At 62.9% G+C, this 25,925-nt stretch carries 22 protein-coding genes; 12 read left to right on the top strand and 10 right to left on the bottom strand.

Annotation, left to right across the window (positions count from 1 at the left end; genetic code table 11):
• Window positions 1-20: 20 nt before the first annotated feature.
• Window positions 21-278, bottom strand: coding sequence for a helix-turn-helix domain-containing protein (locus F8G81_RS16465; protein ID WP_267275751.1), 258 nt, complete (start codon window positions 276-278; stop codon window positions 21-23).
• 754 nt (window positions 279-1,032) lie between these two features.
• Between F8G81_RS16465 and F8G81_RS16460 the strand changes: the two genes are divergently transcribed.
• Entirely contained in the window at window positions 1,033-3,300 is a 2,268-nt protein-coding gene (locus tag F8G81_RS16460; RefSeq protein ID WP_267275750.1) for a phage tail protein, read from the top strand.
• A gap of 52 nt (window positions 3,301-3,352) precedes the next feature.
• Here F8G81_RS16460 and F8G81_RS16455 read toward each other — a convergent pair whose 3' ends face one another.
• Entirely contained in the window at window positions 3,353-3,817 is a 465-nt protein-coding gene (locus F8G81_RS16455) for a hypothetical protein (RefSeq protein ID WP_267275749.1), read from the bottom strand.
• Window positions 3,818-4,694: 877 nt separating this feature from the next.
• Between F8G81_RS16455 and F8G81_RS16450 the strand changes: the two genes are divergently transcribed.
• Window positions 4,695-4,832, top strand: coding sequence for a hypothetical protein (locus F8G81_RS16450; RefSeq protein WP_267275748.1), 138 nt, complete (start codon window positions 4,695-4,697; stop codon window positions 4,830-4,832).
• 18 nt (window positions 4,833-4,850) lie between these two features.
• Window positions 4,851-5,117: a helix-turn-helix domain-containing protein gene (locus tag F8G81_RS23605; protein WP_416377062.1), complete on the top strand. Its 267-nt coding sequence runs from the start codon at window positions 4,851-4,853 to the stop codon at window positions 5,115-5,117.
• Between the two features lie 275 nt (window positions 5,118-5,392).
• Here the strand turns inward: F8G81_RS23605 and F8G81_RS16445 are convergent, their stop codons facing one another.
• Genes F8G81_RS16445 through F8G81_RS16420 form a run of 6 tightly spaced genes read right to left on the bottom strand, consistent with a single transcriptional unit; the run spans window position 5,393 to window position 11,952 of the window.
• Window positions 5,393-6,424, bottom strand: a complete 1,032-nt coding sequence (locus F8G81_RS16445) for an aldo/keto reductase (protein ID WP_267275747.1) — start codon at window positions 6,422-6,424, stop codon at window positions 5,393-5,395.
• Window positions 6,421-7,773: an LLM class flavin-dependent oxidoreductase gene (locus F8G81_RS16440; protein WP_267275746.1), complete on the bottom strand. Its 1,353-nt coding sequence runs from the start codon at window positions 7,771-7,773 to the stop codon at window positions 6,421-6,423. The genes F8G81_RS16445 and F8G81_RS16440 overlap by 4 nt, the downstream gene beginning before the upstream one ends.
• Window positions 7,773-9,155 carry an LLM class flavin-dependent oxidoreductase gene (locus F8G81_RS16435; RefSeq protein WP_267275745.1) on the bottom strand — a complete coding sequence of 461 codons (1,383 nt, stop codon included), beginning with the start codon at window positions 9,153-9,155 and terminating at the stop codon, window positions 7,773-7,775. The genes F8G81_RS16440 and F8G81_RS16435 overlap by 1 nt, the downstream gene beginning before the upstream one ends.
• A 42-nt stretch (window positions 9,156-9,197) precedes the next feature.
• Window positions 9,198-10,004: an ABC transporter ATP-binding protein gene (locus tag F8G81_RS16430; RefSeq protein WP_267275744.1), complete on the bottom strand. Its 807-nt coding sequence runs from the start codon at window positions 10,002-10,004 to the stop codon at window positions 9,198-9,200.
• Entirely contained in the window at window positions 9,980-10,843 is an 864-nt protein-coding gene (locus F8G81_RS16425; RefSeq protein ID WP_267275743.1) for an ABC transporter permease, read from the bottom strand. Before F8G81_RS16425 ends, F8G81_RS16430 begins: the two co-directional genes overlap by 25 nt.
• Window positions 10,840-11,952, bottom strand: coding sequence for an ABC transporter substrate-binding protein (locus F8G81_RS16420; RefSeq protein WP_267275742.1), 1,113 nt, complete (start codon window positions 11,950-11,952; stop codon window positions 10,840-10,842). The genes F8G81_RS16425 and F8G81_RS16420 overlap by 4 nt, the downstream gene beginning before the upstream one ends.
• A gap of 540 nt (window positions 11,953-12,492) precedes the next feature.
• On the opposite strand from F8G81_RS16420, the gene F8G81_RS16415 reads away from it, so the two are divergent.
• The 5 genes from F8G81_RS16415 (at window position 12,493) to F8G81_RS16395 (ending at window position 19,969) form a co-directional block, all read left to right on the top strand.
• A complete protein-coding gene (locus F8G81_RS16415) occupies window positions 12,493-14,256 on the top strand; it encodes an ABC transporter family substrate-binding protein (RefSeq protein ID WP_267275741.1) in 1,764 nt (587 codons plus the stop codon).
• 319 nt (window positions 14,257-14,575) lie between these two features.
• Window positions 14,576-16,261, top strand: a complete 1,686-nt coding sequence (locus tag F8G81_RS16410; RefSeq protein WP_267275740.1) for a peptide ABC transporter substrate-binding protein — start codon at window positions 14,576-14,578, stop codon at window positions 16,259-16,261.
• 126 nt (window positions 16,262-16,387) lie between these two features.
• A complete protein-coding gene (locus F8G81_RS16405; RefSeq protein WP_267275739.1) occupies window positions 16,388-17,317 on the top strand; it encodes an ABC transporter permease in 930 nt (309 codons plus the stop codon).
• Window positions 17,307-18,251: an ABC transporter permease gene (locus tag F8G81_RS16400; RefSeq protein ID WP_267275738.1), complete on the top strand. Its 945-nt coding sequence runs from the start codon at window positions 17,307-17,309 to the stop codon at window positions 18,249-18,251. Before F8G81_RS16405 ends, F8G81_RS16400 begins: the two co-directional genes overlap by 11 nt.
• An 11-nt stretch (window positions 18,252-18,262) precedes the next feature.
• Window positions 18,263-19,969 (top strand): dipeptide ABC transporter ATP-binding protein, encoded by a 1,707-nt coding sequence (locus F8G81_RS16395; RefSeq protein WP_267275737.1) that lies wholly within the window; start codon window positions 18,263-18,265, stop codon window positions 19,967-19,969.
• An 88-nt stretch (window positions 19,970-20,057) separates the two neighbouring features.
• On the opposite strand, the gene F8G81_RS16390 is transcribed toward F8G81_RS16395, so the two are convergent.
• A complete protein-coding gene (locus F8G81_RS16390) occupies window positions 20,058-20,963 on the bottom strand; it encodes an SGNH/GDSL hydrolase family protein (RefSeq protein WP_267275736.1) in 906 nt (301 codons plus the stop codon).
• 269 nt (window positions 20,964-21,232) lie between these two features.
• Between F8G81_RS16390 and typA the strand changes: the two genes are divergently transcribed.
• Window positions 21,233-23,161, top strand: a complete 1,929-nt coding sequence (typA, locus tag F8G81_RS16385) for a translational GTPase TypA (RefSeq protein WP_267275735.1) — start codon at window positions 21,233-21,235, stop codon at window positions 23,159-23,161.
• 457 nt (window positions 23,162-23,618) lie between these two features.
• Window positions 23,619-23,948, top strand: coding sequence for a hypothetical protein (locus tag F8G81_RS16380; RefSeq protein WP_267275734.1), 330 nt, complete (start codon window positions 23,619-23,621; stop codon window positions 23,946-23,948).
• Between the two features lie 93 nt (window positions 23,949-24,041).
• Here F8G81_RS16380 and F8G81_RS16375 read toward each other — a convergent pair whose 3' ends face one another.
• Window positions 24,042-24,281: a hypothetical protein gene (locus F8G81_RS16375; protein ID WP_267275733.1), complete on the bottom strand. Its 240-nt coding sequence runs from the start codon at window positions 24,279-24,281 to the stop codon at window positions 24,042-24,044.
• Window positions 24,282-24,416: 135 nt separating this feature from the next.
• Here F8G81_RS16375 and fdxA point away from each other — a divergent pair, with 135 nt between their 5' ends.
• Together fdxA and dapC are read left to right on the top strand one after the other, a co-directional pair.
• Entirely contained in the window at window positions 24,417-24,743 is a 327-nt protein-coding gene (gene fdxA, locus F8G81_RS16370) for a ferredoxin (RefSeq protein ID WP_050685972.1), read from the top strand.
• Window positions 24,744-24,756: 13 nt separating this feature from the next.
• Window positions 24,757-25,905, top strand: a complete 1,149-nt coding sequence (gene dapC / locus F8G81_RS16365; RefSeq protein ID WP_267279261.1) for a succinyldiaminopimelate transaminase — start codon at window positions 24,757-24,759, stop codon at window positions 25,903-25,905.
• Window positions 25,906-25,925: the final 20 nt, after the last annotated feature.

Here is a 25,925-nt window from a genome sequence, read left to right as displayed (position 1 = left end):
CTCCATATGTTCATCAGTTGTTACTCGACCGAATCTTCATCAGGTACTTCGCCGGCTGCTATCCGTTCAGCAGTAACCCGGTAAGCCTGCTCGATGTAGTCCTCAAGATCCTTGGTAGCTACACGCCACATCCCGCGGCCGCCGATCTGCAACCCACGCAACTCACCCGACTTCAACAACTGACGGACAGTAGGCAAACCAACAGCTAGCTCCTCGGCAACCTGCTCAACAGTCAAGAACCTCGGACGCTTCGGCACTACATCATCAGGAACAGTCACCGCACCACACTAACCCGCAAGCAACACCCCCAAGGGGAGCAACATCAGAAAGAAGAAGAGGTGGGGGGACCCACCCCCTCCCCACCCTGCCTGTGCCTCCTCCGGCATAGGCACAAAATATCCCCCCGCGACTTTTTTTCCACGCGGGATAGTCGAAATTCCGCTTGTTCTAGCGGTTTTTGCCCCTTTTGAGGCCCTTTTACGGGGTCTTTTTTCGTATCTGAGAGTTGGTGCTTTTTTGGTGTGAAGACGTACAGAAATGACCGGCGCTATGTGGCCCAACGAGAAGCGCTGAAACGTCACTACCGCGCCCGTGATCTGCCGTGCGCTGACTGTGGAGAGCCGTTCCTGTGGGAGTTCGAGGACCGCAAGCTGTACCCGGACTTCTGGAAAGACGCCCGCAGCTTTACCGCTGACCACAAGCACGCCGTGAACCTCGGCGGGAGGATGGCACCCGGTTTGGAGGGGCTAGAGGGCATGCACCGGGCTTGTAACAGCAGCAAGGGGGACGGCAGCAAGGGCAGGCGTTCCAAGCCCTCAGATGAGCCGCCAGCACCCCCGTTACGCACTAGCCGGCAGTGGTGAGGCCGTGTGGAAAAAAGCCCATGAGTGAGAACAGCCCTATGCCGGAGGCGGGCTAAATGGGGCAGTGGGAGGGGTAGCACCCCCAGGTTTCATGTGGGCGCAGTGGCGCCATTCGTAATGAGTCAGCACCGTAACCGGTTGCTGGCTCTTTGACTTTAAGGAGTCAAACATGGCCACAGAATTAGGCGCGGCCTTCGTGTCCGTCTCATTGGAGACATCAAAATTGGCGGGCCAGATCAAGTCCGCCTTCGGGAGCGCGGAATCGTCGGGCGCTGACGCTGGCAAGTCTGCCGGCAGGGGCTTCGGTGGGGCATTTGGTATTGCCGCCGCTGCCCTCGGTGCTCTGGGTATTGGTTCGTTCTTCAAGTCCGCCATTAGTGGGGCTGGCGAGTTGGAGCAGAGCGTCGGCGCTATCAACGCGATCTTCAAGGGCTCCGCGGGGCAGATGAATGAGTGGTCGAAGTCCGCGGCGATGGATGTCGGCCTGACCTCGAATGAGTTCAACGAGCTGGGTACGTTGATTGGTTCGCAGTTGAAAAACGGCGGAACGGCGATGGATCAGCTCGCGCCGAAGACGAAGGAACTGATCGGGACCGGCGCGGATCTTGCGTCGATGTTCGGCGGGACCACCTCTGAGGCTGTTGAGGCCCTGTCCTCGGCCCTCAAGGGCGAGCGTGACCCCATTGAGAAGTACGGCGTTAGCCTGTCGCAGGCGAAGATTGATGCTGAGGCTGCTGCGCTGGGGTTCGCGAAAGTCGGCGGGTCCCTGTCCGCTGAGGCTACCCAGGCCGCTACCCTATCGCTGATCATGAAGCAGACCGCGGACGCTCACGGTAACTTCGCTTCTGAGGCTGACACCCTGGCTGGTAAGCAGCAGCGGTTGAATGCTGTGTGGGAGAACGGTAAGACGCAGATCGGCGCGGCTCTCCTCCCGGCTGTTAGTTCGTTGACGGGTGCGTTGCTGACTGGTTTGGGCCCTGCGTTGGTGGGAGCTCAGGTGGTTATACGTGAGGTCATTGGCGGGTTTACCGCTATGGGGGCGGCGTTCAAGGCTGGTGATGGTGACATAACTTCAAGCGGTTTCGCTGGGGTTATGGAGCGCATCGGTGCCGTTGCCCGTCCGGTGTTTGACACCATGAAGGAAGTCGGCGCGTCGCTTGGCGCGTCGTTCGGACCACTGATCCCCCAGATTGTTGCGTTGGCGTCTTCCTTCTCTCCGCTGGGACTGATCTTCAAGGTCATTCAGCCGATCCTTCCGCAACTGGTGGGGACGTTCACGCAGCTTGGGTCCGTGGTTGCCGGGGTTCTCGGTGTGGCGATGGCTGCATTGATGCCGATTGTGCAGATCCTTGTGCAGCATCTGTCTGGGCTGGCCATCTCGTTGATGCCGGCGCTGTCACAGATCGTTGGGACGCTGGGCACGGCTATGGCTACCCTAGCGCCGGTCATTGGCGGTGTGATTTCCTCGCTTGCGCCGCTGATCACTTCGTTGATGACGCAGCTTTCGCCGATCATCACCAGCCTGGTAACAGCAATCTTGCCGCCTCTAATCTCGATTCTTAGTGACGTGATCGCCGCGATTGCCCCGCTGATCACCATTCTTATGGCGGCGCTGATTCCGGCTATTGAGGCTCTGATGCCGGTCGTGGTGACGGTGTTCAGCTTCATCGCTGAACTCATCAAGAACGTGATGCAGGCTGTGCAGGGTGTGATTCAGGTTGTCACTGGCATCATCACTGGTGACTGGGACAAGGTCTGGACCGGGATACAGAACATCTTTGGCGCCGTGTGGGCCAACATCCAGACGATTGTCACAGGCGCGATTGCCATTGTGGGATCCCTGATCACTATGGGCATGAGTAATGTGTCCAGGATCGTGGGCGGTGTCCTTGAGAACATTGGCCGGTTCTTCGCGGATACGTGGAACAACGTGGTCAATGGTGTTTCGGGGATGATCGGTAGCGTTGTCGGCTTCTTCACTGGCCTTGGCGGGAAGATCCTGGGCGCGATGGGGAACATCGGTTCGACCCTGTTCAACACGGGTAAGAACATCATCCAGGGGCTCATTGACGGTATCGGGTCGATGATGGGTTCCATCGGTCGGGCTGTCCTGTCGATTGTTCCTGAGGCGATCCGTGGACCGTTCGAACAGTTACTCGGCATTCACTCCCCGTCGCGGGTGTTCCGTGGCTATGGCGTCAATATTGGTCAGGGTCTAATCCTTGGCCTCGATGATATGCACGGCGACATTTCGCGGGCCGTGACGGGGATGGTTTCCGTCCCCGCGGTCCCGTCAATGTCAGCCGGCGCTTACACGTCAGCGCTCGCGAATGGCGCGGCGGGCGGGAACACGTACAACACCACTATCAATCAGGTGGATGACCCGATTGGGACTTCCCACGCGGTACAGCGGCGCCTCGGCGCTCTGGCGGTCTAGGAAAGAAGAAACCCCCGTCAGCCAGTACGGTGACGGGGGTTTCGTGGGAGTTTTAGAGGGCGCCCTTGAAGATAGCTGCTTTGTCCGTGAACGCGCTCGGTCCGGTTACTTCAACGCGAACCGTTCCGGCCTCCGCTGCGGGGATAGCCGCGGCTACCTTAGCCTGCTGAGTCTCGCCTGGAAGGATGGTGCTCAGCATGTTCATCCCAAGGCCAGCGCCGCTGTCAATTACAGATTCAGCCTTCGCGTTGGATGCACCATAGGTCACCTTCGGCAAGGACATGAGTGCTGCGTTGAGTTCCTCTTTGCCGCCGTTTTCAACCGTCAGTTCAAACACGGCAGCTTGGCCTTCAACGGCCCCTACCGCATATTGCCCGACTGGCTGGAAGCCCAGCGACTTTACCGTTACTTTAACCCCGCTGTCATAGGTAACAGTTTCTCCAATTGCTGCTGAGCGATCGCTCGCTGCTGCTGTGTTTGCTGCGGCGGCAGCCTGGGTTTCGCCTGCCGGCGCCACCGTTGGCGCGGGTGACGAACATCCTGCGAGTAGCAGCGCTGCGACAGGCAGGATGAGTAGTGTCTTTTTCAATTGTTGCCCCCAGTATGTGAGATTTAGAACGAGTTCGCTCAGCCTATTTCAGGGGTGCGACAAATTGAGTTGTTTTGGCGTCACGGCTAAGTAACGTTGCTTTAGTAAACGATAGGAGTGTCAGACTTAGATGCCGAAAACTCACCGCAGGGCTCCGGATCCCGAATGGGTGGAAATGTATCGCCGCGGGATCAGTGCGGCGAGGATTGCGGAATTGTCTGGCTCGCCAGGGAGCACAGTCCGATATCACCTGCGGCTTGCTGTCCTGGCGGAACCGGATCTACGGCCATCGCATCAGGCCTCGCTATCCCCAGCGCCTAAGGGGAGCAAGTCGGGATTGGCGAACCTGTTTGACGTTGTGGCTCTCTACCAGCGTGAGCGTCGGCTACCCTCGACCAAATCCAAGCATCCGCGTGAGCGGGCCTTGGCCGTGTGGGTGTCGAGACGCCGTCAGGACGTAGACAGGGGAACTCTGGATCCTGTTTATGCGAGAGGTTTGAAGATCATCCCTGGCTGGGAGCAACGGACGCGCAGGAGTGAGGACGAAGCCCAGTGGAATGACCGCCTGAGTGGGTTAATGGCATACCTGGCTACAGCCGAGGACTGGCCTCGGCACAAGAACACTGATTCCGACGAGGAGAAAGTCCTCGGCGTCTGGCTTCAGTACCAGCGAACCAAACTAGCCGCTGGACAGTTGGATGCAGGCAAGACATCTCAGCTCGATGACTCACTCCCTGGCTGGCGTGAAGGGCGGTCCAAGGGCCGCAAGAAAGCAATGTCCTAGCCTCCCGTTAGCCTCGCCTGCATGGTGAAGTTCGACCCGGAGGGTTTCAAGGCGATGATGGGCCGGATAGACGAGGAAAGCATCCGCAGCCCTTACGAGGATCTGGAGCCCGACTACGAATACATGCCGGCGCCGTGGTGCAACTGTGCCTGCCACTAGGCGATTAAACTCGTCGCCATGACGAACCCACCAAGCACCAATATCCCCCCGAGGTATTTCAAGATCCAAGAGGTAGCTGACATGCTCCAAGTCAGCCGCTCCACCGTTTTTCGCCTCAAGAAATCTCAGCAGTGGCCGCATCTCAAAGTGGGCAGCGAGATACGGTTCTCACCGGCTCACATTGCAGCTATTGAGGCCCTTTTGGAGCAAGCACCGCCTGCACCGAAAGTGGTCCCGAACGTAGGGATCCGCGCGAATCGACGCAACGCTAGAAGCAGCAGGTAGTAATAGCTGGACCGCCGTAAACCTGACGCAGTCCGCAGAAAGTCCGCAAGAGGTCCGTAAAACAGCGGACTTCGACAGTAACCGCCAACGCGCAAAACCCCTAGAATCCAACGGAAACTGTTACAGCCCACTCGTTACGGATACATAAGGTACGTTCCGCTTCAACGTTTAGTCATAACTGCTGACAGCACCTGCAATAGCCTCGTTTTAAGCTAGCAGGCCGGACGACGGCGGGAGCTTCCCGCGCCGTCGTCCGGCCAGCTGCCGGCCCCGGTTCAGCGGCTGCGGCGGCGCAGGGACGGGTCAGTCAACGACGGCGGCCGGTAGCCGGCGTCGGCCTGGTTCAGGGTGGTGCCGGGCGGGACGATCTCGTCGATCCGGTCCAGCACGTCCTTTGACAGGCCCACCTTGTCCGCGCCGAGTGCCCCCTCCAGGTGATCCAGCGTCCGCGGCCCGATGATCGCGGAGGTGACCGCCGGGTGCTCCAGCACGAAGCCGAGGGCCAGATGGACGAGTGACAGTCCGGCCTGGTCCGCGAGCTCCGTGAGCTCCAGCACCGCCTGCGTCTTGCGGGCATTTTCTGCCGACGACGGATCGTGCCGCTCCGGCTGCCGGGCAGCCCTGCTGGAGGTGGTGTGCTCGCCGTCGGCCTTGATCCGGCCGCTGAGCCAGCCGCCGGCCAACGGACTCCACGGAAGCACGCCGAGCCTGTGGCGCTGGGCAAGCGGCAGCACTTCGCGTTCCACCCCGCGCGCCAGGATCGAGTACGGCGGCTGTTCCGTCACGGGCCGCTCACGGTGCCGTTCGCGGGCCACATATTGGGCCTCGACGATCTGGCCCGGATCGAACGTGGACGTTCCGATGTACCGGATCTTGCCCTGCCGCACCAGGTCCGTGAGCGCCCCCAGCGTCTCGTCGATGTCCGTGTCCGGTTCCGGCCGGTGCACCTGGTAGAGGTCGATCCAGTCCGTCTGGAGCCGGCGCAGGCTGTCCTCTACCTCGCGGATGATCCAGCGGCGCGAATTGCCGGCCTGGTTCACATCCTCACCGAGGCGTCCGTGGACTTTGGTGGCCAGCACGACGTCGTCCCGGCGGCCCTTCAGCGCCTTCCCCACGATGACCTCGGACTCACCCTTGGAATAGACGTCGGCGGTGTCCACGAGGTTGATTCCGGATTCGAGGGCCCGGTGGATGATCCGGATGGAATCCTCGTGGTCCGGGTTGCCAATGGCCCCGAACATCATGGTGCCCAACGTCAGGGGGCTGACCCTGAGGCCGGTGGACCCCAGGTTGCGGTATTCGGTCATGCGGATGCTCCTAGTAGTTCCTCGTTATGCTGGTTTTCAGGCCGGTATTGGCTCTCAGGACGGTCGAGCCCGAAGTGCTCGCGCAGGGTCCGTCCGGTGTACTCGGTGCGGAACAGGCCGCGGGACTGCAGGATGGGGACCACCTCATCGGCGAAGGCCTCGAAGCCGCCCGGCAGCCACGGCGGCATGATGTTGAACCCGTCGGCGGCACCATCCTCGAACCAGCGCTGGATCTCGTCCGCCACCTGCACCGGGGTTCCGGCCACGGCGTAATGGCCGCGCGCGCCGGCGAAGCGGTGCAGTGTCTGGCGCACGCTGAGGCGTTCCCGGCGGATGACATCCAGGAGCAACTGGGTCCGGCTGCCCTGACGGCCGGCGGAGGCCAGCAGTTCATCCGGGAAAGTGTCATCCAGCCGGAGTCCGTCGAGGTCCACGCCCAGCAGCTTGCGCAGGATGCCGAGCCCGTATTCGGGCTGCGTGAGTTCGTCGAGCTCCTGCCGCAGCGTACGTGCCTCAGTTTCCGTGGAGCCCAGGTAGGGGCTGATGCCGGGGAGCACCAGGAACTTGTCCGGATCCCGGCCTGCCGCGGAGGCCCGTGCCTTGATGTCGGCATAGAAGCCCTGGGCGCTCTGCAGCGTCTGGTGTGCCGTGAAGACGGCTTCGGCATGTAGTGCCGCGAACGCCCTGCCGTCGGCGGAGGAACCCGCCTGCACGTAGACCGGCCGGCCCTGCGGGGACCGCGGCGTGTTCAGTGGCCCTTCCACCCGGAAGTGTTCGCCCTCGTGCCCGATCGGGTGGATCCGTGAGGTGTCGGCGAAAACCCCCGTGCCGGCGTCGGACACCACCGCACCGTCCTCCCAGCTGTCCCAGAGCTTGCCCACGACGCGGACGAACTCGTCCGCCCGGGAGTAGCGCTCGGCGTGGGGTGGGTGCTCGTCCAGCCCGAAGTTCCGGGCGGCCCGTTCAGCGCCGGTGGTCACGATGTTCCAGCCTGCGCGGCCACCGCTGAGGTGGTCCAGCGACGCGAACAGGCGGGCCGCGTTGTATGGCTCCAGGTACGTGGTGCTGGCGGTGCCGATGAGGCCGACCCGTTCCGTGGCCACGGCAATCGCGGACAGCCAGGTGAAGGGCTCCAGCCGGAACCTGCTGGCGTACTGCACGTTGCTTTCCAGGGCCGGCCCGTCCGCGAAGAACACCGCATCGAACTTGGACTGTTCTGCCCGTTGGGCCAGTTCCTGGTAGAAGCGGATGTCCAGGAGCCGTTCCGGCTGGGACTGCGGGTGCCGCCACGCGGCCTCGTGGTGGCCGCCGGGGTAGATGAACAGGTTGAGTTTCAGTTGCCGGCCCACTAGAACGCCGATCCGATGGAAGCCAGTTCCGCCGTGCCGGATCCGGCGTAACGGTTCCCGGGGCGCTCCAGGCCGTAGTGCTCACGCAGCGTGCGCCCGGTGTATTCGGTGCGGAACAGGCCACGGTCCTGCAGGATGGGCACCACCTGGTCCACGAAGGCCTCCAGGCCCGAGGGCAGCACCGGCGGCATGATGTTGAAGCCGTCCGCCGCCCCGCCATCGAACCATTCCTGGATGGCATCGGCCACCTGCACGGGCGTGCCGGTAAACGTGCGGTGCCCGCGGCCGCCGCCCAGCCGTCCGATCAGTTCGCGGACCGTGAGCTTCTCGCGGCGGGCCAGCTGCACGATCAGCGTGTAGCGGCTTTTGGCGCCCTCGATCTCGTCCTCGCTGGGCAGGTTGTCCGGCAGCTGGCGGTCCAGCGGCAGGTCCTCCGGCGCAACGCGCAGCGTCTTGGCGAGCTGGATCCGGGCGTACTCCGGCTTGATCAGCCGGTCCAGTTCACGTTCCAGCGCCTGGGCCTCCTCCTCCGTGGCGCCGATGACGGGAACGATGCCCGGCAGGATCTTGATGGTCTCCGGATCACGGCCGACGGCGGCGGTCCGGGCTTTGAGGTCCCGGTAGAAGTCCTGCGCGTCGGCGAGGGTCTGGTGGGCGGTGAAGACGGCGTCCGCGTACCGGGCCGCGAGGTCCTTGCCGTCCTCGGAGGAGCCGGCCTGCACGATCAGCGGGTGGCCCTGAGGTGAACGGGGGACGTTAAGCGGCCCGCGGACCTTGAAGTGCTTGCCTTCATGGTCTACGGTGCGGATCCGCGCGGAATCTGCCCAGACGCCGTCGGCCTTGTCGGCAAGCACGGCGTCGTCGTCCCAGCTGTCCCACAGCTTCTGGGCCACCTCGATGAACTCGGCAGCGCGCTCATACCGGACCGCGTGGGCCGGCTGGTCGTCCACACCGAAGTTGCGGGCGGCGTCGGGACCGGCGGTGGTGACCACGTTCCAGCCCGCGCGTCCGCCGCTGACCCAGTCCACCGATGAGAAGCGGCGGGCAAGGTTGAACGGTTCGTTGTAGGTGGTGGAGGCTGTGGCGATCAGTCCGATGCGTTCCGTGGCGCCGGCAATGGCGGTGAGGAGAACGGTGGGTTCCAGCTTGCCTGCGGGGCGGCGGCCCACCTCACCGAACAGCACGGGGGAGTCGGCGAAAAAGATGGAGTCCAGCTTGCCGCGTTCGGCCGTACGGGCCAGCTGCTGGTAGTGCTCCACGTTGGTGCTTGACTGCGGATCGCTTTCAGGCAGGCGCCAGGAGGCCTCGTGGTGGCCCGTGCTCATCAGGAAGGCGTTGAGGTGGAGCTCGCGCTGGCTGGAATTGGACGAGTCGGAAGTCATGGTGTGCTCCTATGGATGTCAGGTGGGGGATGTCAGTTTTGGTTAGTTAGCATCGACGACGACGCCGAGGGCCGTCAGCAGGTCGCGGCGCAGTGCTTCGTGCCCGGCGGTGTCCGTGGCGGTTCCGGCGGCGGAAATTCCGATCTCCGGCGGCACCGTGCGCACTGTGGACACACGGCCGTTGTCCAGGACCACGATCCGGTCAGCAAGCGCGATGGCTTCGTCCACGTCGTGGGTGACCAGCAGGACGGCGGGCCGGTGCGCGGACACGAGGTCGCGGAGCAGGCCGTGCATCTTGATCCGGGTCAGGGCGTCGAGGGCGCCAAACGGTTCGTCGGCCAGCAGCAGCTGGGGTTCGCGGACCAGGGAGCGGGCCAGCGCAACACGCTGCTGCTCACCGCCGGACAGCTCGTGCGGCCAGGACTTTTCGCGGCCCGCCAGCCCCACTTCGGCGAGGGCACCGCGTGCCCTGGCATCGGCGTCGCGATCCGTGAGTCCCAGGGTCACGTTCCCCAGAACGGTGTCCCAGGGCAGGAGCCTGGAGTCCTGGAACACCACCGATACCCGGTCCGGGACGTTGATGACGCCGCTGCCTTTGACGTCGTGGTCGAGCCCGGCGAGGGCACGCAACAGGGTGCTCTTGCCGCAGCCGCTGGGTCCCAACAGGGCCACGAACTCGCCCGGGGCGATGTCCAGGTCCACTCCATTGAGCACGCCTTTTGGCCCGAAGCCGCGGATCAGTCCGTGCACGGAAACAGCGGAAACAGCGGATAACGCGCGCGCTCCAGCAGGCCCTTTGGCATGCGTGGAAGGTGCGACGGCGGTCAGCCCGCCAGGGTTCGCTGCCATAACAGTGCCTTTCGTTCGATGAAGCGGACGATGCCGTCGGAGAGGAGGCCGAGGATGCCGTAGACGGCGAGTCCGAGGACGATGATGTTGGTCTGGCCGTAGGTGCGGGCGAGCTCCATCATGTAGCCGATGCCGCTGGTGGAGTTGATCTGTTCCACCACCACGAGGGACACCCAGGCCCCGGTAACCGCGAAGCGCAGGCCGAGGAAGAAGCCCGGCAGCGCGCCGGGGAGCACCACCTTGCGGATGAAACCGGTCCGGCTCAGCCCCACGGTCTGCGCCAGTTCGACGTAGCGCAGGTCAATGCCGCGCAGGCCCGCGTGCGTCTGCAGGTAGATCGGGACGAAGACGCCGAGGGTGATGGTGATGACCTTCATGGTTTCGTCGATCCCGAACCAGAGGATGAGGAGTGGGATCAGGGCCAGCCCGGGAATGGCGCGCTTGATCTGGACCGGCCCGTCAATGAACGCTTCGCCCGCCCGGCTGAGGCCGGAAACGAGTGCCAGGACCACACCGACGACGATGCCGAAGAACAGCCCCAGCCCGGCGCGCTGCGCGGAAACGGCGAGGTTCTCTTGCAGCCGGCCGTCGGCGATCAGCTCCCCTGCCGTGGCCACCACGGTCCAAGGTTCGGAAAGGATCCGGGGGTCCAGGAGACCGGTTGCCGAACTGACCGTCCAGAGCAGCAGCAGAGCCGAGGGGCCCAGCAGCCAGGCGAGCCGCCGTCGTGCTCCGGGTCCGAGGCGGCGGCCGGTGGGCCGCACGTCGTCACGGCCGGCGAGTGCCGGGTCCTGGTGGGGAGCGACGGCGGTGCGCTCCACTACCGCTGCGGCGCTCATGCGGCACCTGGCTTTGCAGCGCCGGCGAAGGCCGTGCCGGCGATGGCTTCGTAGCGGGTGTCGTAGAGGTCACCGGCCACCAGGACAGGCTTTTTCTGTTCCCTGGCCAGCAGGTCGATGGTCTGCTGGTGCCGTTCGATGGCTTCCGCCCAGGACAGTGGGAGGTCCGCCTTGCCCGCGGCGTCGATCAGGTACTGGCCGTCCTCGCGGGAGAGGCCCTGGTTCTTGACGTAGTAGCCTTCGAGCCATTCCTTCGGATGGTCCTCGATCCAGCGCTTGGCTTTGCCCCACACTTCGACGTACTTGGCCAGGGCCGCAGCCTTGGCGGGGTCGTCCAGGACCTTGGCGGGGGAGTACAGGTGGCTGGGATCGTCGCGCAGTCCGTGGCGGATGGTGGTGCCGCCGTCGGAGCCGTACTTGGAGAGGTAGCGCTTGATCTGCACCCCGCCCAGCGGCGCGGCGTCCACCTGGTTGCTGGCCAGAGCCGTGGAGTAGGTGTCGCCGGTGCTGGGCAGTTCCACCAGCTTGACGTCCTCCTGCTTGAGTCCGGCCTTCTCCAGGATCCGCAGCACCAGGGCGCCCTGGGCCTGGCCCGGGCTGTAGGCGATCTTCTTGCCGCGGAGGTCCTCCAGGGACGCGATTCCGGCGCCGGGCGCGATGCCGAGTTCGTAGAGCGGGTGGTTCACGGCGTCCTGCCGGTAGGCGCTGGCGATGATCCGCACGTCCAGGCCGGTCCAGGTGGCGTGGATCGGCGGGATGTCCGCCACCGAGCCGACGTCCAGGGCGTTGGCGCGGAACGCCTCAGTAGTCTGCGGGCCGCCGGAGATGTTGGCGAACTCCACGGTGAAGTCCAGTTCCTTGTCCAGCCCGGACAGCTCCAGCGCTACTTTCACGGTGGGGTCGCCCACGGTGATGGTGGTCCCGGCGGGGACCGTGGTGGCGAGCGGGGCTGTTGCCTGGGTTGGCTGGGCGTTGCCGGCCGTGGCGCTTCCGGCGCAGGCAGTCAGGAACCCGAGCGCGGGCAGCGCCAGCAGTGCGCCCAGGGCACGGCGCCGGGTGAACGCCTGGCTGGAGGGCTGCCGGGGTGGGGAGGATCCAGCGAAGGACATGCTGTGCCTTTCAAATGGAAGGTTCAGGCGGAATCTGGGCGCGACGAAGCGCCGAGGAACCAGGGAAGCTGGGAAAGAGATAAAAGATGCGTGCCGCCGACGGCTGTAATGGCGTTGGGTGCTGTGGCCGTCGGATCAGGATGGCGGGTGCAGGACGTTACTGCTCCGGGCTGCACATTCGGCGGTGGCAACAGGGCGGGCCGAAAGTGTGGGTGCCTTGCGGGCGGCGTGACGTGTTCGGCATCGGTCCTCCTGTTCACTGCGGATGCTTTGCGCTTGGCTGGCGTGTGCCGTGGAAACACCTAAGCACGGGCTGCAAGCCGATGGCCAGCACCACGCAACGGAAGCGCAACGGGAAGAAACGGCGCTACTTATGGCGCATTCGGGAGACAAATGGGGCAACCTGGCGCCATGGTCCGCAACGTCAGTTAACGTAGCGTCGGTTCTGGGGCGGGTACCATACGCCGTATCCTTACTGAAGGACCAGGAGGTGATCCTGGCGACTCCAGGGGTACCCCTCAAAGGGAAAAAGGAGACGGTATGCCTCTCAGGCGCCTGATTCAGATCATCACCGGGGCTCTGGCTGCAGCCTTGGTTGTTTCCGGTTGCTCGGGCACCGGGGGAACGGCTCCAGTCACCCTGGGCCAGGCCAAACGCGGCGGCAGCGCCGTCGTCGCTGAGGTCAACGCCCTTTCGTCCTTTAACCCGTTCAGCACCAACGGAAATACGGACATCAACTCCAAAGTCGGTTACATCACCCATTCAGGGTTCTATTACGTGGACGACTCAGCCCGGGTGGTCCGCAACGAGAAGTTCGGCAGGTACGAGAAGGTTTCGGACGAGCCCCTGAAGGTAAAGTACACCGTCAATGAAGGCGTCAAGTGGTCAGACGGCGAGGCCATCGACGCGGGCGACCTCCTGCTTGCCTGGGCGGCAGGCTCCGGATATTTTGACGACGCAGATCCAATGACCGGCTTAGGCACCAAGTATTTCTCTGTGGCGTCGGATACAAGTGGCCTCGCTACGACTGTTTTTCCAGAGATGGGCGCGGATGGACGTTCCATCACACTGGAGTACGCAGCGCCGTATGCCGACTGGGAAGTTGCGTTCGACGTCGGTCTTCCGGCCCATGTGGTGGCAGCAAAAAGCGGGCTCAACGACGAGGAAGACCTTACTGAGTTGCTCACGGACGCACCCCGCGGCGACAGGGAAAAGCCGGTCCTGAACACCGCGCTTAAGGCGGTCAGCGACTTCTGGAACTCGGGCTTCGATACCACCGCGCTGCCTGATGACCCGGCGATCTACCTCTCCAGCGGGCCCTACATCGTCAACGACATCGTTCCCGGCACCTCCGTCAGGCTTGTCAGGAACCGCGACTACGTCTGGGGACCTGAGCCTCATCTTGACGAAATCACCATCCGCTTTACGGGGGCCGTGCAGGCAGCTGTTGAGGCCCTGCGCAACGGCCAGGCCGATGTCATCTCGCCCCAGCCCTCGGCCGGCACGGAGGCCCTTTTCAGTGGGCTGGAGAGCCAGGGCGCCACTGTGCAGCGGTACAGCCAGTCCGGATACGACCACCTTGACCTGAACTTTTCCGGCCCGTTTGCTGAGGAGAACGTCCGGCGGGCCTTCCTCAAGACGGTGCCGCGGCAGGCCATTGTCGACGCGATCGTCGGTTCACTCATCCCCGACGCAAAGCCCCTGGATTCCCATGTATTCCTGCCGTCGCAGCCCAAATACCAGGACACGGTGAAGGACAACGGCTCATCCGAATACTCCAAGGTCGACATTGAGGGCGCCAAGTCCCTGTTGGCCGGAAGCACCCCGACCGTCCGGATTCTGTACAACCGCGACAACCCCAACCGTGCACGGGCCTTCACCCTCATCCGTGATTCAGCCGGTCTTGCAGGCTTCCAGGTTGTCGACGGAGGGCTCGGCAACGCCGAGTGGGCCAGGGCGCTGGGTGGCGGGGGCCACGATGCAGCAATCCTCGGCTGGATCAGTACCGGAGTGGGGGTCAGCCGCGTTCCGCAGATTTTCCGGACCGCTGCCGGCAGCAACTTCAACGGATTCTCCGACGGCGATGCGGACAAGGCGATGGACCAGTTGGCCATCACTACTGACCTGGCCAAGCAGGATGACCTGATGGCGGAGATTGACAAGCAGGTGTGGGAGAGCGCGTATGGGCTTCCCCTTTACCAGACCACGGGAACCACGGCGTTCAACAGCCGGATCGCTGGTGTGAAGTCCAGCCCTGGCCCCTTGGGCGTCTGGTGGAGTGTTTGGGACTGGCACGCTCTTTAGCCCGTCCGGGAGAGTTCGACGGTGTTTACCCGGCCCAGATGGAGTCCCTGAACTCCTGCAATAAACCGTGTTCCGGGCCTCCGCCTGCCGATTCGCCGGAAAACGTACCAGCGAGTAACATGTGACTTGCACTACGGTCTGGCGCTGGCTGCCTTCCGCGAGTACGACCGGTCACGGTTTGGCAACGGAGTACCAGTATTTGGACATTGTGCGGTTAGGCTACTCGTATATGTAGGCTGCGTCACAGTGAAAATGCTGGGCTGGCCTGCGGGGAAGCAAAAAATCCCCTGACTATCTCCCACAACTCATAGGAGGCGGAATGCGTTTCACGCGCACTTCCAAAGCACTGGGCATAGTGGCTATCGCCGCGCTTGCCCTCACCGGGTGCGGCGCTGGAGGCGGCACCGATGACGGTGGCACCCAGGCCGGCGGCGACCCGAACAAGGTCATCACCGCGTACAGCAACGAACCACAGAATCCGTTGCTCCCGGCAAACACTAACGAAGTGTATGGCGGCCGTGTTGTCGAGTTGCTGTTCGAAGGTCTTCGGGCCTACGACGCCGACGGCAAGCCGGTCAATGCCCTCGCCGAGTCGATCGAAACGACGGATTCCCAGAACTGGACCATTAAGGTCAAGCAGGGCCAGAAGTTCACGAACGGCGAAGAGATCACGGCCAAGACTTTCGTTGACTCCTGGAACTTCGCTGCGAACTCCAAGAACCTGCAGAACAACGGCTTCTTCTTCGAGTCCATCGCGGGCTACCAGGATGTCTCTGCCGTCACCACCGAGAAGTCTGCCGATGGCAAGACGACTTCAACTCCTGCCCCTACCGCGGAAACCATGTCCGGTCTTGTGGCCAAGGACGACTCCACGATCACCGTTGAGCTGGCCCAGCCGGAGGCTGACTGGTCCCTGCGCCTCGGCTATTCCGCGTTCTTCCCGATCCCCTCTGCAGCGATTGCAGATCCGAAGGCCTTCGGTGAGAACCCGGTCGGCAACGGCCCGTACAAGATGGAAAAAGAGGGCGCCTGGGTTCATGACCAGTCGATCTCGCTGGTCAAGAACCCTGATTACAGCGGACCCCGCGAAGCCCAAAACGGCGGCGTGACCTTCAAGTTCTACACCGACCCGGGCCCCGCCTACACGGACCTGCAGTCCGACAACCTTGACGTCACCGATGTCCTGCCGTCGAACGCACTGAAGACCTATGTCACGGATTTCCCGGACCGGAACGCCACCAAGCCCGTTGCCACCAACTCCACCCTGAACATCCCGGGTTACAACCCGAACTTCCAGGGTGAAGCAGGCAAGCTCCGCCGCCAGGCGCTGTCGTACGCGATCAACCGCGAGGAAATCTGCAAGGTCATCTTCAGCGGAACCCGCACTCCGGCCAAGGCGTACGCCCCACCGGTGATTGATGGCTTCAAGGAAGGCCTCAAGGGTAGCGAAACCTTGAAGTTTGATGCCGCTAAGGCCAAGGACCTCTGGGCACAGGCTGAAAAGATCCAGCCGTACGATTCGTCCAAGCCGCTCCTCATTGCCTCCAATACAGATGGCGGCAACAAGGAATGGATTGACGCTGTTGCCAACGGCTTCAAGAACAACCTGGGGATCCAGGCGGAAATCCAGCCCTTCGCCAAGTTCGCGGAAGTCCTGGACCTGCGCAAGTCCCAGTCCCTCCCGGGCCTGACCCGCGCCGGCTGGCAGGGCGACTACCCGTCCCTGTACAACTTCCTCGGGCCTGTCTGGGCAACGAATGCATCCTCCAACTACGAGAAGTACTCGAACCCTGAGTTCGACAAGCTCCTTAAGGAGGGCCTGGCAGCCAAGACCACCGAAGATGCAAACGCGAAGTTCAACGCGGCACAGGAGATCCTTTTCGAGGACCTCCCCGGCTTGGCCCTCTGGGATCAGGCAAAGCCGATTGTGTGGAGCAACAACGTTGTGAAGGCCGAAACCGGCTGGAATGGCGGCATCCGCTACTTCGACATCACGGCCAAGTAGTCCACAGGATCTAACTTGCCGCCAGGCACATGGGGGTCCGGTTTCACGGCCGGGCCCCCATTTGCCTGCGCAGCAGGAAGGCAAACATGAATCCGATATCTTCCATTCCGGAAGGCCGGTGATCCTGTGGTCCGCTTTATTCTGCGCCGACTCCTTCAAGTGATCCCCGTCTTCCTTGGCACCACGCTCTTGGTCTATTACATGGTGTTCGCCCTTCCCGGCGATCCCATTGCGGCGCTCTTTGGCGACCGCCAGCCCCCGCAGGCAGTCATCGACACCCTGCGCAGCCAGTACCACCTCGATGAACCCTTCTGGGTCCAGTACGGACTCTTTCTGAAGAACCTTTTCACCTTTAACCTGGGCAACGACTTCACGGGCCAACCCATCGCCGCCTCTTTGGCCCGGATCTTTCCCGTGACGGCAATGCTCGCTGTTGAAGCGCTCGTTATTGAGGCAGTTTTTGGAATAGCTTTCGGCGTCTTCGCCGGCCTTCGCCGTGGCAAGTGGTTTGACTCCACCGTTCTGGTGGCGTCCCTGGTGGTCATCGCGGTGCCTACCTTTGTCCTTGGCTTCGTTTTCCAACTGGTTTTCGGCGTCCAGCTAGGGTGGGCAAAACCCACGGTTGGGGCCAATGCTGACTGGGGCAACCTGCTGCTGCCAGCCACGGTGCTGGGTCTGGTCTCCTTTGCGTATGTGCTCCGGCTGACCCGTGCCTCCGTTAGCGAGAGCATGAATGCTGACTATGTGCGCACCGCCACCGCCAAGGGCCTTTCCCGGCCACGGGTTGTCATGACGCACATCCTGCGAAACTCGCTCATCCCGGTGGTGACGTTCCTGGGTGCAGACCTGGGTGGCCTGATGGGCGGCGCCATTGTCACGGAAGGCATCTTTAACGTTCCTGGCGTTGGGAACAAGCTTTACCAGGCAACCTTGCGAAGCGAGGGCCCAACCGTTGTTGCCATCGTCAGCGTGCTGGTGTTGGTCTTTGTGGTGGCCAACCTGCTCGTTGATCTCCTGTACGCCTGGCTGGACCCGAGGATTCGCTATGACCAGTAAAACCAATCACTTCGTAGCACCAGTCGACGAGACGCCGCTGCTGGCAACAGATACCCTGAAAACGGATCAGGCGCCGCTGAGTCTCTGGGCGGATGCCTGGCGCAAGCTTCGCCGCCGTCCTTTGTTTATCATTTCGTCGCTGCTGATCCTGGCACTGATTGTCGTTGCCTTGTTCCCTGGGTTGATTTCAACGGTGCCGCCAAATGATGACTGCCAGCTGGCAAATTCGGAAGGTGGCCCCACCGCCGGGCATCCCTTCGGCTTCACCTTCCAAGGCTGCGACATCTATTCGCGCGTGGTCCACGGAACGCAGGCCTCGCTCTCCGTCGGTGTGTTGTCTGTGCTTTGCGTCCTGATCATTGGGGTAACCCTCGGCGCGCTCGCGGGCTACTACGGCGGATGGGTGGACTCGGTCCTGGCACGGCTTGGAGACATTTTCTTTGCCTTGCCACTGGTCCTTGGCGCGCTGGTCATCACCCAGCTGCCGGCATTACGCGAAAACAAGAGCGTGTGGACCGCAGTCCTGGTGATTTCCTTGCTGGCGTGGCCACAAATGGCACGCATTACCCGCGGCGCCGTAATAGAAGTTCGGAACGCGGATTTCGTCACCGCTGCCCGTGCCTTGGGCGTTTCAAAGTTCGGTGCGCTGGTTAAGCATGTCCTCCCCAATGCTTTGGCTCCCATCATTGTGCTCGCCACCTTGAACCTGGGCATTTTTATTGTGGCTGAGGCCACACTGTCATTCCTTGGCATCGGGTTGCCGCCCAGCATCATGTCCTGGGGTAATGACATCGCTGGAGCACAGGCGTCGATTCGAACCAAGCCGGAGATTTTGCTCTATCCCGCCGCGGCGTTGTCCATCACCGTCCTGAGTTTCATCATGCTCGGCGATGCAGTGCGTGATGCCCTTGATCCGAAGAGCCGTCAGCGATGAGAGAAACAGCCATGACAACTCCAGATATTCGCATCGATGAGGCAGACCGCACGGAACCCACGCCGCTCCTGGAAATCCGTGACCTGGCCATCACCTTCAAAACCGACAGTGGGGAGGTTCAGGCTGTCCGCAACGCGCACCTCACCATCATGCCCGGCGAGACGGTTGCCATCGTCGGCGAGTCGGGCTCTGGTAAGTCCACCACCGCCCTTGCCGCTATTGGCCTCCTGCCGCCCAACGGCCGAGTATCAGCGGGGCAAATCCTGCTCGACGGCGAGGACATTGCCCATGCGGCCGAGCCGCGGATGATCGAACTTCGCGGGAACACCATTGGCATGGTTCCGCAGGATCCGATGTCCAACCTGAACCCCGTGTGGAAGATCGGCTACCAGGTTCGCGAGACACTGAAGGCCAATGGGAGGCCAGACAAACCCGACGACGTCGCCAAAGTGCTCTCCCAGGCGGGGTTGCCGGACGCGCACCGGCGGGCGAAGCAGTATCCGCACGAGTTTTCCGGCGGTATGCGTCAGCGCGCCCTGATCGCTATCGGGCTGTCCTGCCAGCCGCGGTTGCTGATTGCGGATGAGCCGACGTCGGCCCTTGACGTGACAGTGCAGCGGCAGATTCTGGACCACCTGGACACGATGACGTCTGACCTCGGCACGGCCGTGCTGCTTATTACCCATGATCTGGGACTGGCAGCCGAGCGCGCTGACAAGGTGGTGGTTATGTACCAGGGGCAGGTGGTGGAGTCCGGCCCGTCGCTGGAGTTGCTGCAAAATCCGCAACATCCATACACCAAGCGCCTGGTCGAATCCGCGCCGTCACTGGCCAGCAGGCGTATCCAGGCAGCGAAGGAACTCGGGGTGGAGGCCACTGACCTCCTTGCGCCGGCAGCAGAAGCGGCCGCAAAGGACAACGTCCTGCAGATCAAGGACCTTCGCAAGGTCTACAAGCTGCGTCAGGGGCTGGGAAAGTCTTCAGACTTTGCCGCCGTCGACGGCGTGAGCTTTGACGTCACGAGGGGCACCACAACGGCGATCGTGGGGGAGTCCGGTTCAGGCAAATCGACGGTTGCCAAAATGGTGTTGCAGCTTGAAAAGCCGACTGATGGCACCATCCTTTTTGACGGCGTCGACACCTCGCTGTTGAAGGGCACGGAACTTTTCAAGTTCCGTCGGCGTGTGCAGCCCATCTTCCAGGATCCGTACGGTTCGCTCGATCCGATGTACAACATCTTCCGCACCATCGAAGAACCCTTACGGATCCATAAGATCGGGGACAAGGCCAGCCGGGAGAAAAAGGTCCGCGAGCTCCTGGACCAGGTGGCGCTGCCGCAGTCCAGCATGCAGCGTTTTCCGAATGAGCTCTCCGGTGGCCAGCGGCAGCGTGTGGCCATTGCGCGCGCGCTGGCTTTGGACCCGGAAGTGATCATTTGTGACGAAGCGGTGTCAGCGCTGGATGTTTTGGTCCAGGCGCAGGTGCTTAATCTCCTGGCCGACCTGCAGTCCAACCTGGGTCTCACGTACCTGTTCATCACCCACGACCTGGCAGTCGTCCGGCAGATTGCCGATCACGTGTGCGTGATGGAGAAGGGGCTTTTGGTGGAGACCGGTTCCACGGATGAAGTCTTCGATTCGCCGCAGCAGGAATACACCAGGGCCCTGCTCAATGCCATCCCCGGAGCCCGTCTGATGCTTCCGCCGGAAGTCGCCTGACAGCAGGATCCGGGAGCGTTTGGGACAGGAAGCCGGTTCCGGCATGGCACCGGCTTCCTGTCTGCTTAACGCAATTCAGCGCAGGACGCTATTCCGTCCAGGAGGACTCAGGGGCCCCCGCAAGCAGCGAACCTGTTTTGCCATTCAGCTGGGCATCCAGCCGCAGCTCCCGCAGCCGGGCTTCCAACAAAGCGCCGAGGGATTTCCGGCCGGCAGCATTCATGTGGACGGCGTCCGCAAGGTCCTTGGCGAGGCCGTACTTGGTGAGCCAATCGCCCACCCCCACAAACGGCATCCCATGCCTGGCCGCCACCGTTCCCAGAAGTGCGTCCACCTCGTGGCGGCGGCCGCCGCCGTCGTGGGCATCCCGTGCCAGGGTCCCGATCATCGCCATCCGGGCATCGGGGTACCGCTCGCGCAGGACTGCAATCAGGCGGTCGGTATGTGCCACGATCTGGGCATCAGTGGCTCCACGTGCCGCGTCATTTCCGCCACCTTGCAGAATGATCAGCGGGGGAGACCCATAGGGAAGCTTCCAGTCGCCCCTTAGTAGAGCCTCGACGTAGTTCCCTGTCTTGCCGTTGGAGGTTGCAAAGCCTGTTCCGCCCAGTCCGCAAAAATGCACCTTATAGCCAACCGCGGCCAGCCCCAGTCGCGGCCAGCCATCAGCCGGCTCCGACTGGGAGTCACCAATAAGGAGGGCGGTGTTCCCGATGTCCGGAACCACCACCTCGTCACGGCCGCTTTCCGGATTTCTGTAAACAGAGCCAGCCTGGAGCTTGGCAGTGCCGGCGCCCGGCGCAGCATACTTCCCCTGTCCAGGCCCGTGCATTTCTGTAGAGCTGCCGGAGACGGCGATTCCGGAGGCTGGAGGTCCGGATGCAAGGGGTCCGCCGGCGGCGAGTGGTTCCAGGGGCTGCCCGCAGCCGCTGAGGAGGGCGCAGGCGGCGATTCCAGATGCAACAAAGCGGGCAATAGCCGAGGCTTTTCGCATCTATATACTCCGGAGCTTGCACTAGTAGTCACAGCAATGATGGGGCATCAGGTTCAGAAAAACCAGTGACTTTGCTCACGCTTTGAGCCGGCCGGTCCGGAATGGGCCTCCGGAGCCGCACAGCTGATCTGGGATTTTTAGGCCAATAAATGGCTCAGCGGCTAGAATGGGGGAAGGTGCCCTGTGCTAAGGGACTAATCCGTCGTGCGTTCCAGTTGGAAATGTCGCGATACAACAGCTGACTTCACCACTGAATCGAGCCATTACGCATGTCTGAAACCACCACCAACACCGCGGTAGCCACTGCATCGCGCAGTGACCTGCGCAACGTCGCGATTGTGGCCCACGTTGACCACGGCAAGACCACGCTGGTCGATGCCATGCTCAAGCAGACCAACTCCTTTGCCGAGCACAACCACCTCGAGGACCGCGTGATGGACTCCGGTGACCTGGAGCGCGAAAAGGGCATCACCATCCTGGCCAAGAACACCACCGTGGCCTACAACGGACCGTCCTCCAAGGGCGAAACCATCACCATCAACGTGATCGACACCCCCGGCCACGCCGACTTCGGCGGCGAGGTGGAGCGCGGCCTGTCCATGGTCGACGGTGTCGTCCTCCTGGTTGACGCTTCCGAGGGCCCGCTGCCCCAGACCCGGTTTGTGCTGCGCAAGGCCCTGGCCGCGCACCTGCCCGTCATCCTGCTGGTCAACAAGACTGACCGTCCTGACGCGCGCATCGAGGAAGTCGTCCACGAGTCCATGGACCTGCTCCTGGGCCTCGCCTCTGACCTTGCCGACGAAGTTCCGGACCTTGACCTGGACAAGATCCTCGAAGTTCCGGTCGTCTACGCAGCCGCCAAGGTAGGCCGCGCCTCCCTCGAGCAGCCAGCCGATGGCACCGCGCCCGAGAATGAGGACCTGGAACCGCTGTTCCAGACCATCATCGAGCACATCCCGGCGCCCACTTACAACCCGAACGGCGTCCTCCAGGCGCACGTCACCAACCTGGACGCGTCACCGTTCCTGGGCCGCCTCGCCCTGCTGCGCATCTACAACGGCACCCTGCGCAAGGGCCAGACCGTTGCCTGGGCGCGCGCCAACGGTGAACTCAAGAACGTCAAGATCACCGAACTCCTTGCCACCAAGGCACTGGACCGTGTGCCCACTGAGTCTGCCGGTCCTGGTGAGATCGTGGCTGTTGCCGGTATCGAGGAAATCACCATTGGTGAGACCCTGACCGACGCCGACAACCCGCAGCCGCTGCCGCTCATTACCGTTGACGATCCCGCGATCTCGATGACCATCGGTATCAACACCTCGCCGCTGGCCGGCAAGGTCAAGGGAGCCAAGGTCACCGCACGCCAGGTGAAGGACCGTCTGGACAAGGAACTGATCGGTAACGTCTCCATCAAGGTTCTGCCCACCGAGCGTCCGGACGCCTGGGAAGTCCAGGGCCGTGGCGAACTCGCCCTGGCCATCCTGGTTGAGCAGATGCGCCGCGAAGGCTTCGAGCTGACCGTGGGCAAGCCGCAGGTTGTCACCAAGACCATCGACGGCAAGGTCCACGAGCCGATGGAGCACATGACCATCGACGTGCCGGAAGAGTACCTCGGCGCCGTGACCCAGCTGATGGCTGCCCGCAAGGGCCGTATGACCAACATGGCCAACCACGGCACCGGCTGGTGCCGGATGGAATTCATCGTTCCGGCCCGCGGCCTGATTGGTTTCCGCACCAAGTTCCTCACCGACACCCGTGGCGCTGGCATCGCGGCTTCCATCTCCGAGGGCTACGAGCCCTGGGCCGGTCCGATCGAGTACCGCACCAACGGATCCATGATTGCTGACCGTGCGGGTGTAGTAACGCCGTTCGCCATGATCAACCTGCAGGAGCGGGGGTCCTTCTTCGTGAAGCCCACATCCGAGGTCTACGAAGGCATGATCGTCGGCGAGAACTCCCGCGCCGACGACATGGACGTGAACATCACTAAGGAAAAGAAGCTCACCAACATGCGTGCCGCTTCCTCCGACACCTTCGAGAACCTGACGCCGCCGCGCGACCTCACGCTCGAAGAGTCCCTCGAATTCGCCCGCGAAGACGAGTGTGTAGAAGTGACCCCTGAGTCGATCCGTATCCGCAAGCTCATCCTGGACACGAACGAGCGCGCCAAGGCCAACCGGGCACGCGCCAAGGTCTAGTTCCACACCATGTACTGAGACTGCCGGCACGGCAGGCGGGATTCCCGCCGTCGTGCCGGCAGTTTTGTTTTCCCGGAGACGGGACGGGGCTACGTTGTCACTCGCGCCCTGGATGCGCAGAGACGGTCCGGGCGCACTCAGCCCCGCCGTCGGTGCGCCCGGACGTTGTCCACATGGCCGCTCTTTGCCGGTGCGCCGGTATCCCGGGAGAGGCACCATCTACCCATGCGAACAGTTACTGACGTGCTGACCGGCCTCGGTGGAGCCGCCAGCATCAACTCCCTCAGGCAGGCGGGCGTATCCCGACGGTTGGTTGAAGCCGGTCTGTTGGACACCTCCATTCAGAGGGTGGCCAGGGGTGTTTATGCGCTGCCCGGGGCCCTGGGTGGTTCATGCCGGCCGCCACCATGCAGTTCCCGGATGTGTCACGGCTGCCTTCGAGGCGGGGCTTTGGGTGGTGAAAAGGCCGGACAAGCCGCATCTTGCCGCCACGCATGGCAGGCAAATTGAGGGTTGTGTGGTGCATCGAAGCAACCTACCGCTGACCCATCTGGACATCGTGTGCCAATCGCTGCGCTGCCTGCCGCCGCTCGAGGGCTTGACCATTGCAGAATCTGCGGTCAAACAGGGCCTGGTGCAACTTTCGGATCTGCGTGGCCGCTTTCCTGCTGCACGGGAAAAGGCCCTGCAGGTCCTGGTGGCAAGGATCCGGCCACAGTCCGGCTCCATCATTGAGATCATGTCCAGAGATTTGCGGGAAGAGGCCGGGCACCGGGAGAGTTTGTGAGGATGGTGCACCAGGCCCTTGGCACGTACCGGACTGCACAGTGAAGTCCGGCCTCGGTCCGCACGGACAGCCTCTGCGAAGTGACGGGAGCCCTCAGTGCGCGGGCCGGCGGCGCTCGGGCGCTGGCGGCACTTCCTTCGCGGCGGTCACCAGATCGAGCGGAATAACGACGTCGGACTGCCGGGTGCGGACGGTGCAGTCGCCGTCGGAGGTGCCCAGCAGGTAACCCAGCGCGTCGGTCAGTCCGCCATCGATCCGGTAGCGAACCACCACCCTGGTACCGGGTGCGGCCGCTGCCAGGAACTCCCGGGGCGAAGGCGTGCTCAGACTCACCAGTTCATACTAGGCGGCCCGCTAGGTTCGCAGGAATGGGCTGGGAGATAATAGGCTCAGAAATCAACAGTCCGGGCATAGTGCCGGAAGCAAGAGCCGGCGGGTCGCCGGAAACGAAGTGGAGAGGCAAGGGACGTGACGTACGTAATCGCGCAGCCGTGTGTAGATGTCAAGGACAAGGCATGTATTGAAGAGTGCCCGGTCGACTGCATCTACGAGGGTGAGCGTTCGCTGTACATCCATCCGGATGAGTGCGTCGACTGCGGTGCCTGTGAACCGGTGTGCCCGGTGGAGGCCATCTACTACGAGGACGACACCCCCGACGAGTGGGCGGACTACTACAAAGCCAACGTGGAATTCTTCGACGATCTGGGATCCCCGGGCGGTGCCGCCAAGGTGGGCAACACGGGCAAGGACCACCCGATGATTGCCGCCCTGCCGCCGCAGAACCAAGACCACTGAGCCGGACGTCCTGGTGACCGCCGCGTTGAGTAGTTTTGGCCTCAGCCTGCCCGATTACCCTTGGGAGGCATTGGCGCCCTATCTGGCCAAGGCTTCGGAACACCCGGGCGGGGCAGTGAACCTCTCCATTGGTACGCCCGTGGATCCCACGCCCACCGTGATCCAGGAAGCGCTCCAGGCCGCAGCCAACGCTGCCGGCTACCCCACAGTCCACGGCACCGCACCACTGCGGGAAGCCATCGCGGCCTGGTTTGGGCGCCGGCGTGGCGTTCCTGGCCTGGATCCAAAAAACGTCATGCCCACGGTGGGTTCAAAGGAACTGGTTGCCTGGCTGCCGCTCCTGCTGGGGCTCAAGCCCGGCGACGTCGTGGTACGCCCGCAAGTCGCCTACCCCACCTATGACATCGGTGCCACCCTTGCCGGCGTAACCTCCGTGGCCACGGACAACCTCGACGAACTCGACGCCGCCACCCTTTCCAGCGTGCGCCTGATCTGGGTGAATTCGCCCGGAAACCCCACCGGAAGCGTCAGGGACGTGGAGTCCTTGAGGTTGTTGGTGGCGCAGGCGCGGGAGCTGGGCGCCGTGGTGGCCTCTGACGAGTGCTACGCCGAACTGGGCTGGGGCGCCTGGGATGTCCAGCGCGGCGGCGAGCCGGTACCCAGCATTCTGGATCCGCGGATCGCAGGCGGCTCCCATGAGGGACTTCTGGCGGTGTATTCGCTGAGCAAGCAGTCCAATTTGGCGGGGTACCGTGCGGCCTTCGTCGCCGGGGATCCGGTCATCATGGCCAATCTGGTCAACAGCCGAAAGCACGCCGGCATGATTGTGCCCTACCCCGTCCAGGAAGCGATGCGGGTGGCATTGGGTGACGACCTTCATGTCCAGGTCCAGAAGGACCTCTACCGCGGCCGCCGGGAGCGGCTCCTGCCGGCATTGCGGAATTTTGGACTGGAGATCAAAGACTCCGACGCCGGCCTTTACCTCTGGTCCACCGCCGGCGAGGACACGTGGGATACCGTGGGCCGCCTTGCCGAGCGTGGCATCGTGGTGGGGCCTGGCGTCTTTTACGGCGAGGCAGGCAACGGATTCATCCGGGTGGCGTTGACCGGTTCGGATGAACGGATTGATGCTGCGGTGGCGCGGCTGGCTACGGCACCGTAACAATCATGTGACTCGCGCCA

Origin of the sequence: Arthrobacter sp. CDRTa11, assembly GCF_026427775.1 — a bacterium.
Lineage (GTDB): Bacteria > Actinomycetota > Actinomycetes > Actinomycetales > Micrococcaceae > Arthrobacter.
This window is presented reverse-complemented; position numbering and strand designations above follow the sequence as displayed.

Excerpts from the sequence above, each read along its gene's own strand:
- F8G81_RS16460 (WP_267275750.1), top strand. The coding sequence starts at position 1,033 with ATGGCCACAGAATTAGGCGCGGCCTTCGTGTCCGTCTCATTGGAGACA.
- F8G81_RS16450 (WP_267275748.1), top strand. The coding sequence starts at position 4,695 with ATGGTGAAGTTCGACCCGGAGGGTTTCAAGGCGATGATGGGCCGGATA.
- F8G81_RS23605 (WP_416377062.1), top strand. The coding sequence starts at position 4,851 with ATGACGAACCCACCAAGCACCAATATCCCCCCGAGGTATTTCAAGATC.
- F8G81_RS16445 (WP_267275747.1), bottom strand. The coding sequence starts at position 6,424 with ATGACCGAATACCGCAACCTGGGGTCCACCGGCCTCAGGGTCAGCCCC.
- F8G81_RS16435 (WP_267275745.1), bottom strand. The coding sequence starts at position 9,155 with ATGACTTCCGACTCGTCCAATTCCAGCCAGCGCGAGCTCCACCTCAAC.
- F8G81_RS16430 (WP_267275744.1), bottom strand. The coding sequence starts at position 10,004 with ATGGCAGCGAACCCTGGCGGGCTGACCGCCGTCGCACCTTCCACGCAT.
- F8G81_RS16425 (WP_267275743.1), bottom strand. The coding sequence starts at position 10,843 with ATGAGCGCCGCAGCGGTAGTGGAGCGCACCGCCGTCGCTCCCCACCAG.
- F8G81_RS16420 (WP_267275742.1), bottom strand. The coding sequence starts at position 11,952 with ATGTCCTTCGCTGGATCCTCCCCACCCCGGCAGCCCTCCAGCCAGGCG.
- F8G81_RS16415 (WP_267275741.1), top strand. The coding sequence starts at position 12,493 with ATGCCTCTCAGGCGCCTGATTCAGATCATCACCGGGGCTCTGGCTGCA.
- F8G81_RS16410 (WP_267275740.1), top strand. The coding sequence starts at position 14,576 with ATGCGTTTCACGCGCACTTCCAAAGCACTGGGCATAGTGGCTATCGCC.
- F8G81_RS16400 (WP_267275738.1), top strand. The coding sequence starts at position 17,307 with ATGACCAGTAAAACCAATCACTTCGTAGCACCAGTCGACGAGACGCCG.
- F8G81_RS16395 (WP_267275737.1), top strand. The coding sequence starts at position 18,263 with ATGACAACTCCAGATATTCGCATCGATGAGGCAGACCGCACGGAACCC.
- F8G81_RS16390 (WP_267275736.1), bottom strand. The coding sequence starts at position 20,963 with ATGCGAAAAGCCTCGGCTATTGCCCGCTTTGTTGCATCTGGAATCGCC.
- typA (WP_267275735.1), top strand. The coding sequence starts at position 21,233 with ATGTCTGAAACCACCACCAACACCGCGGTAGCCACTGCATCGCGCAGT.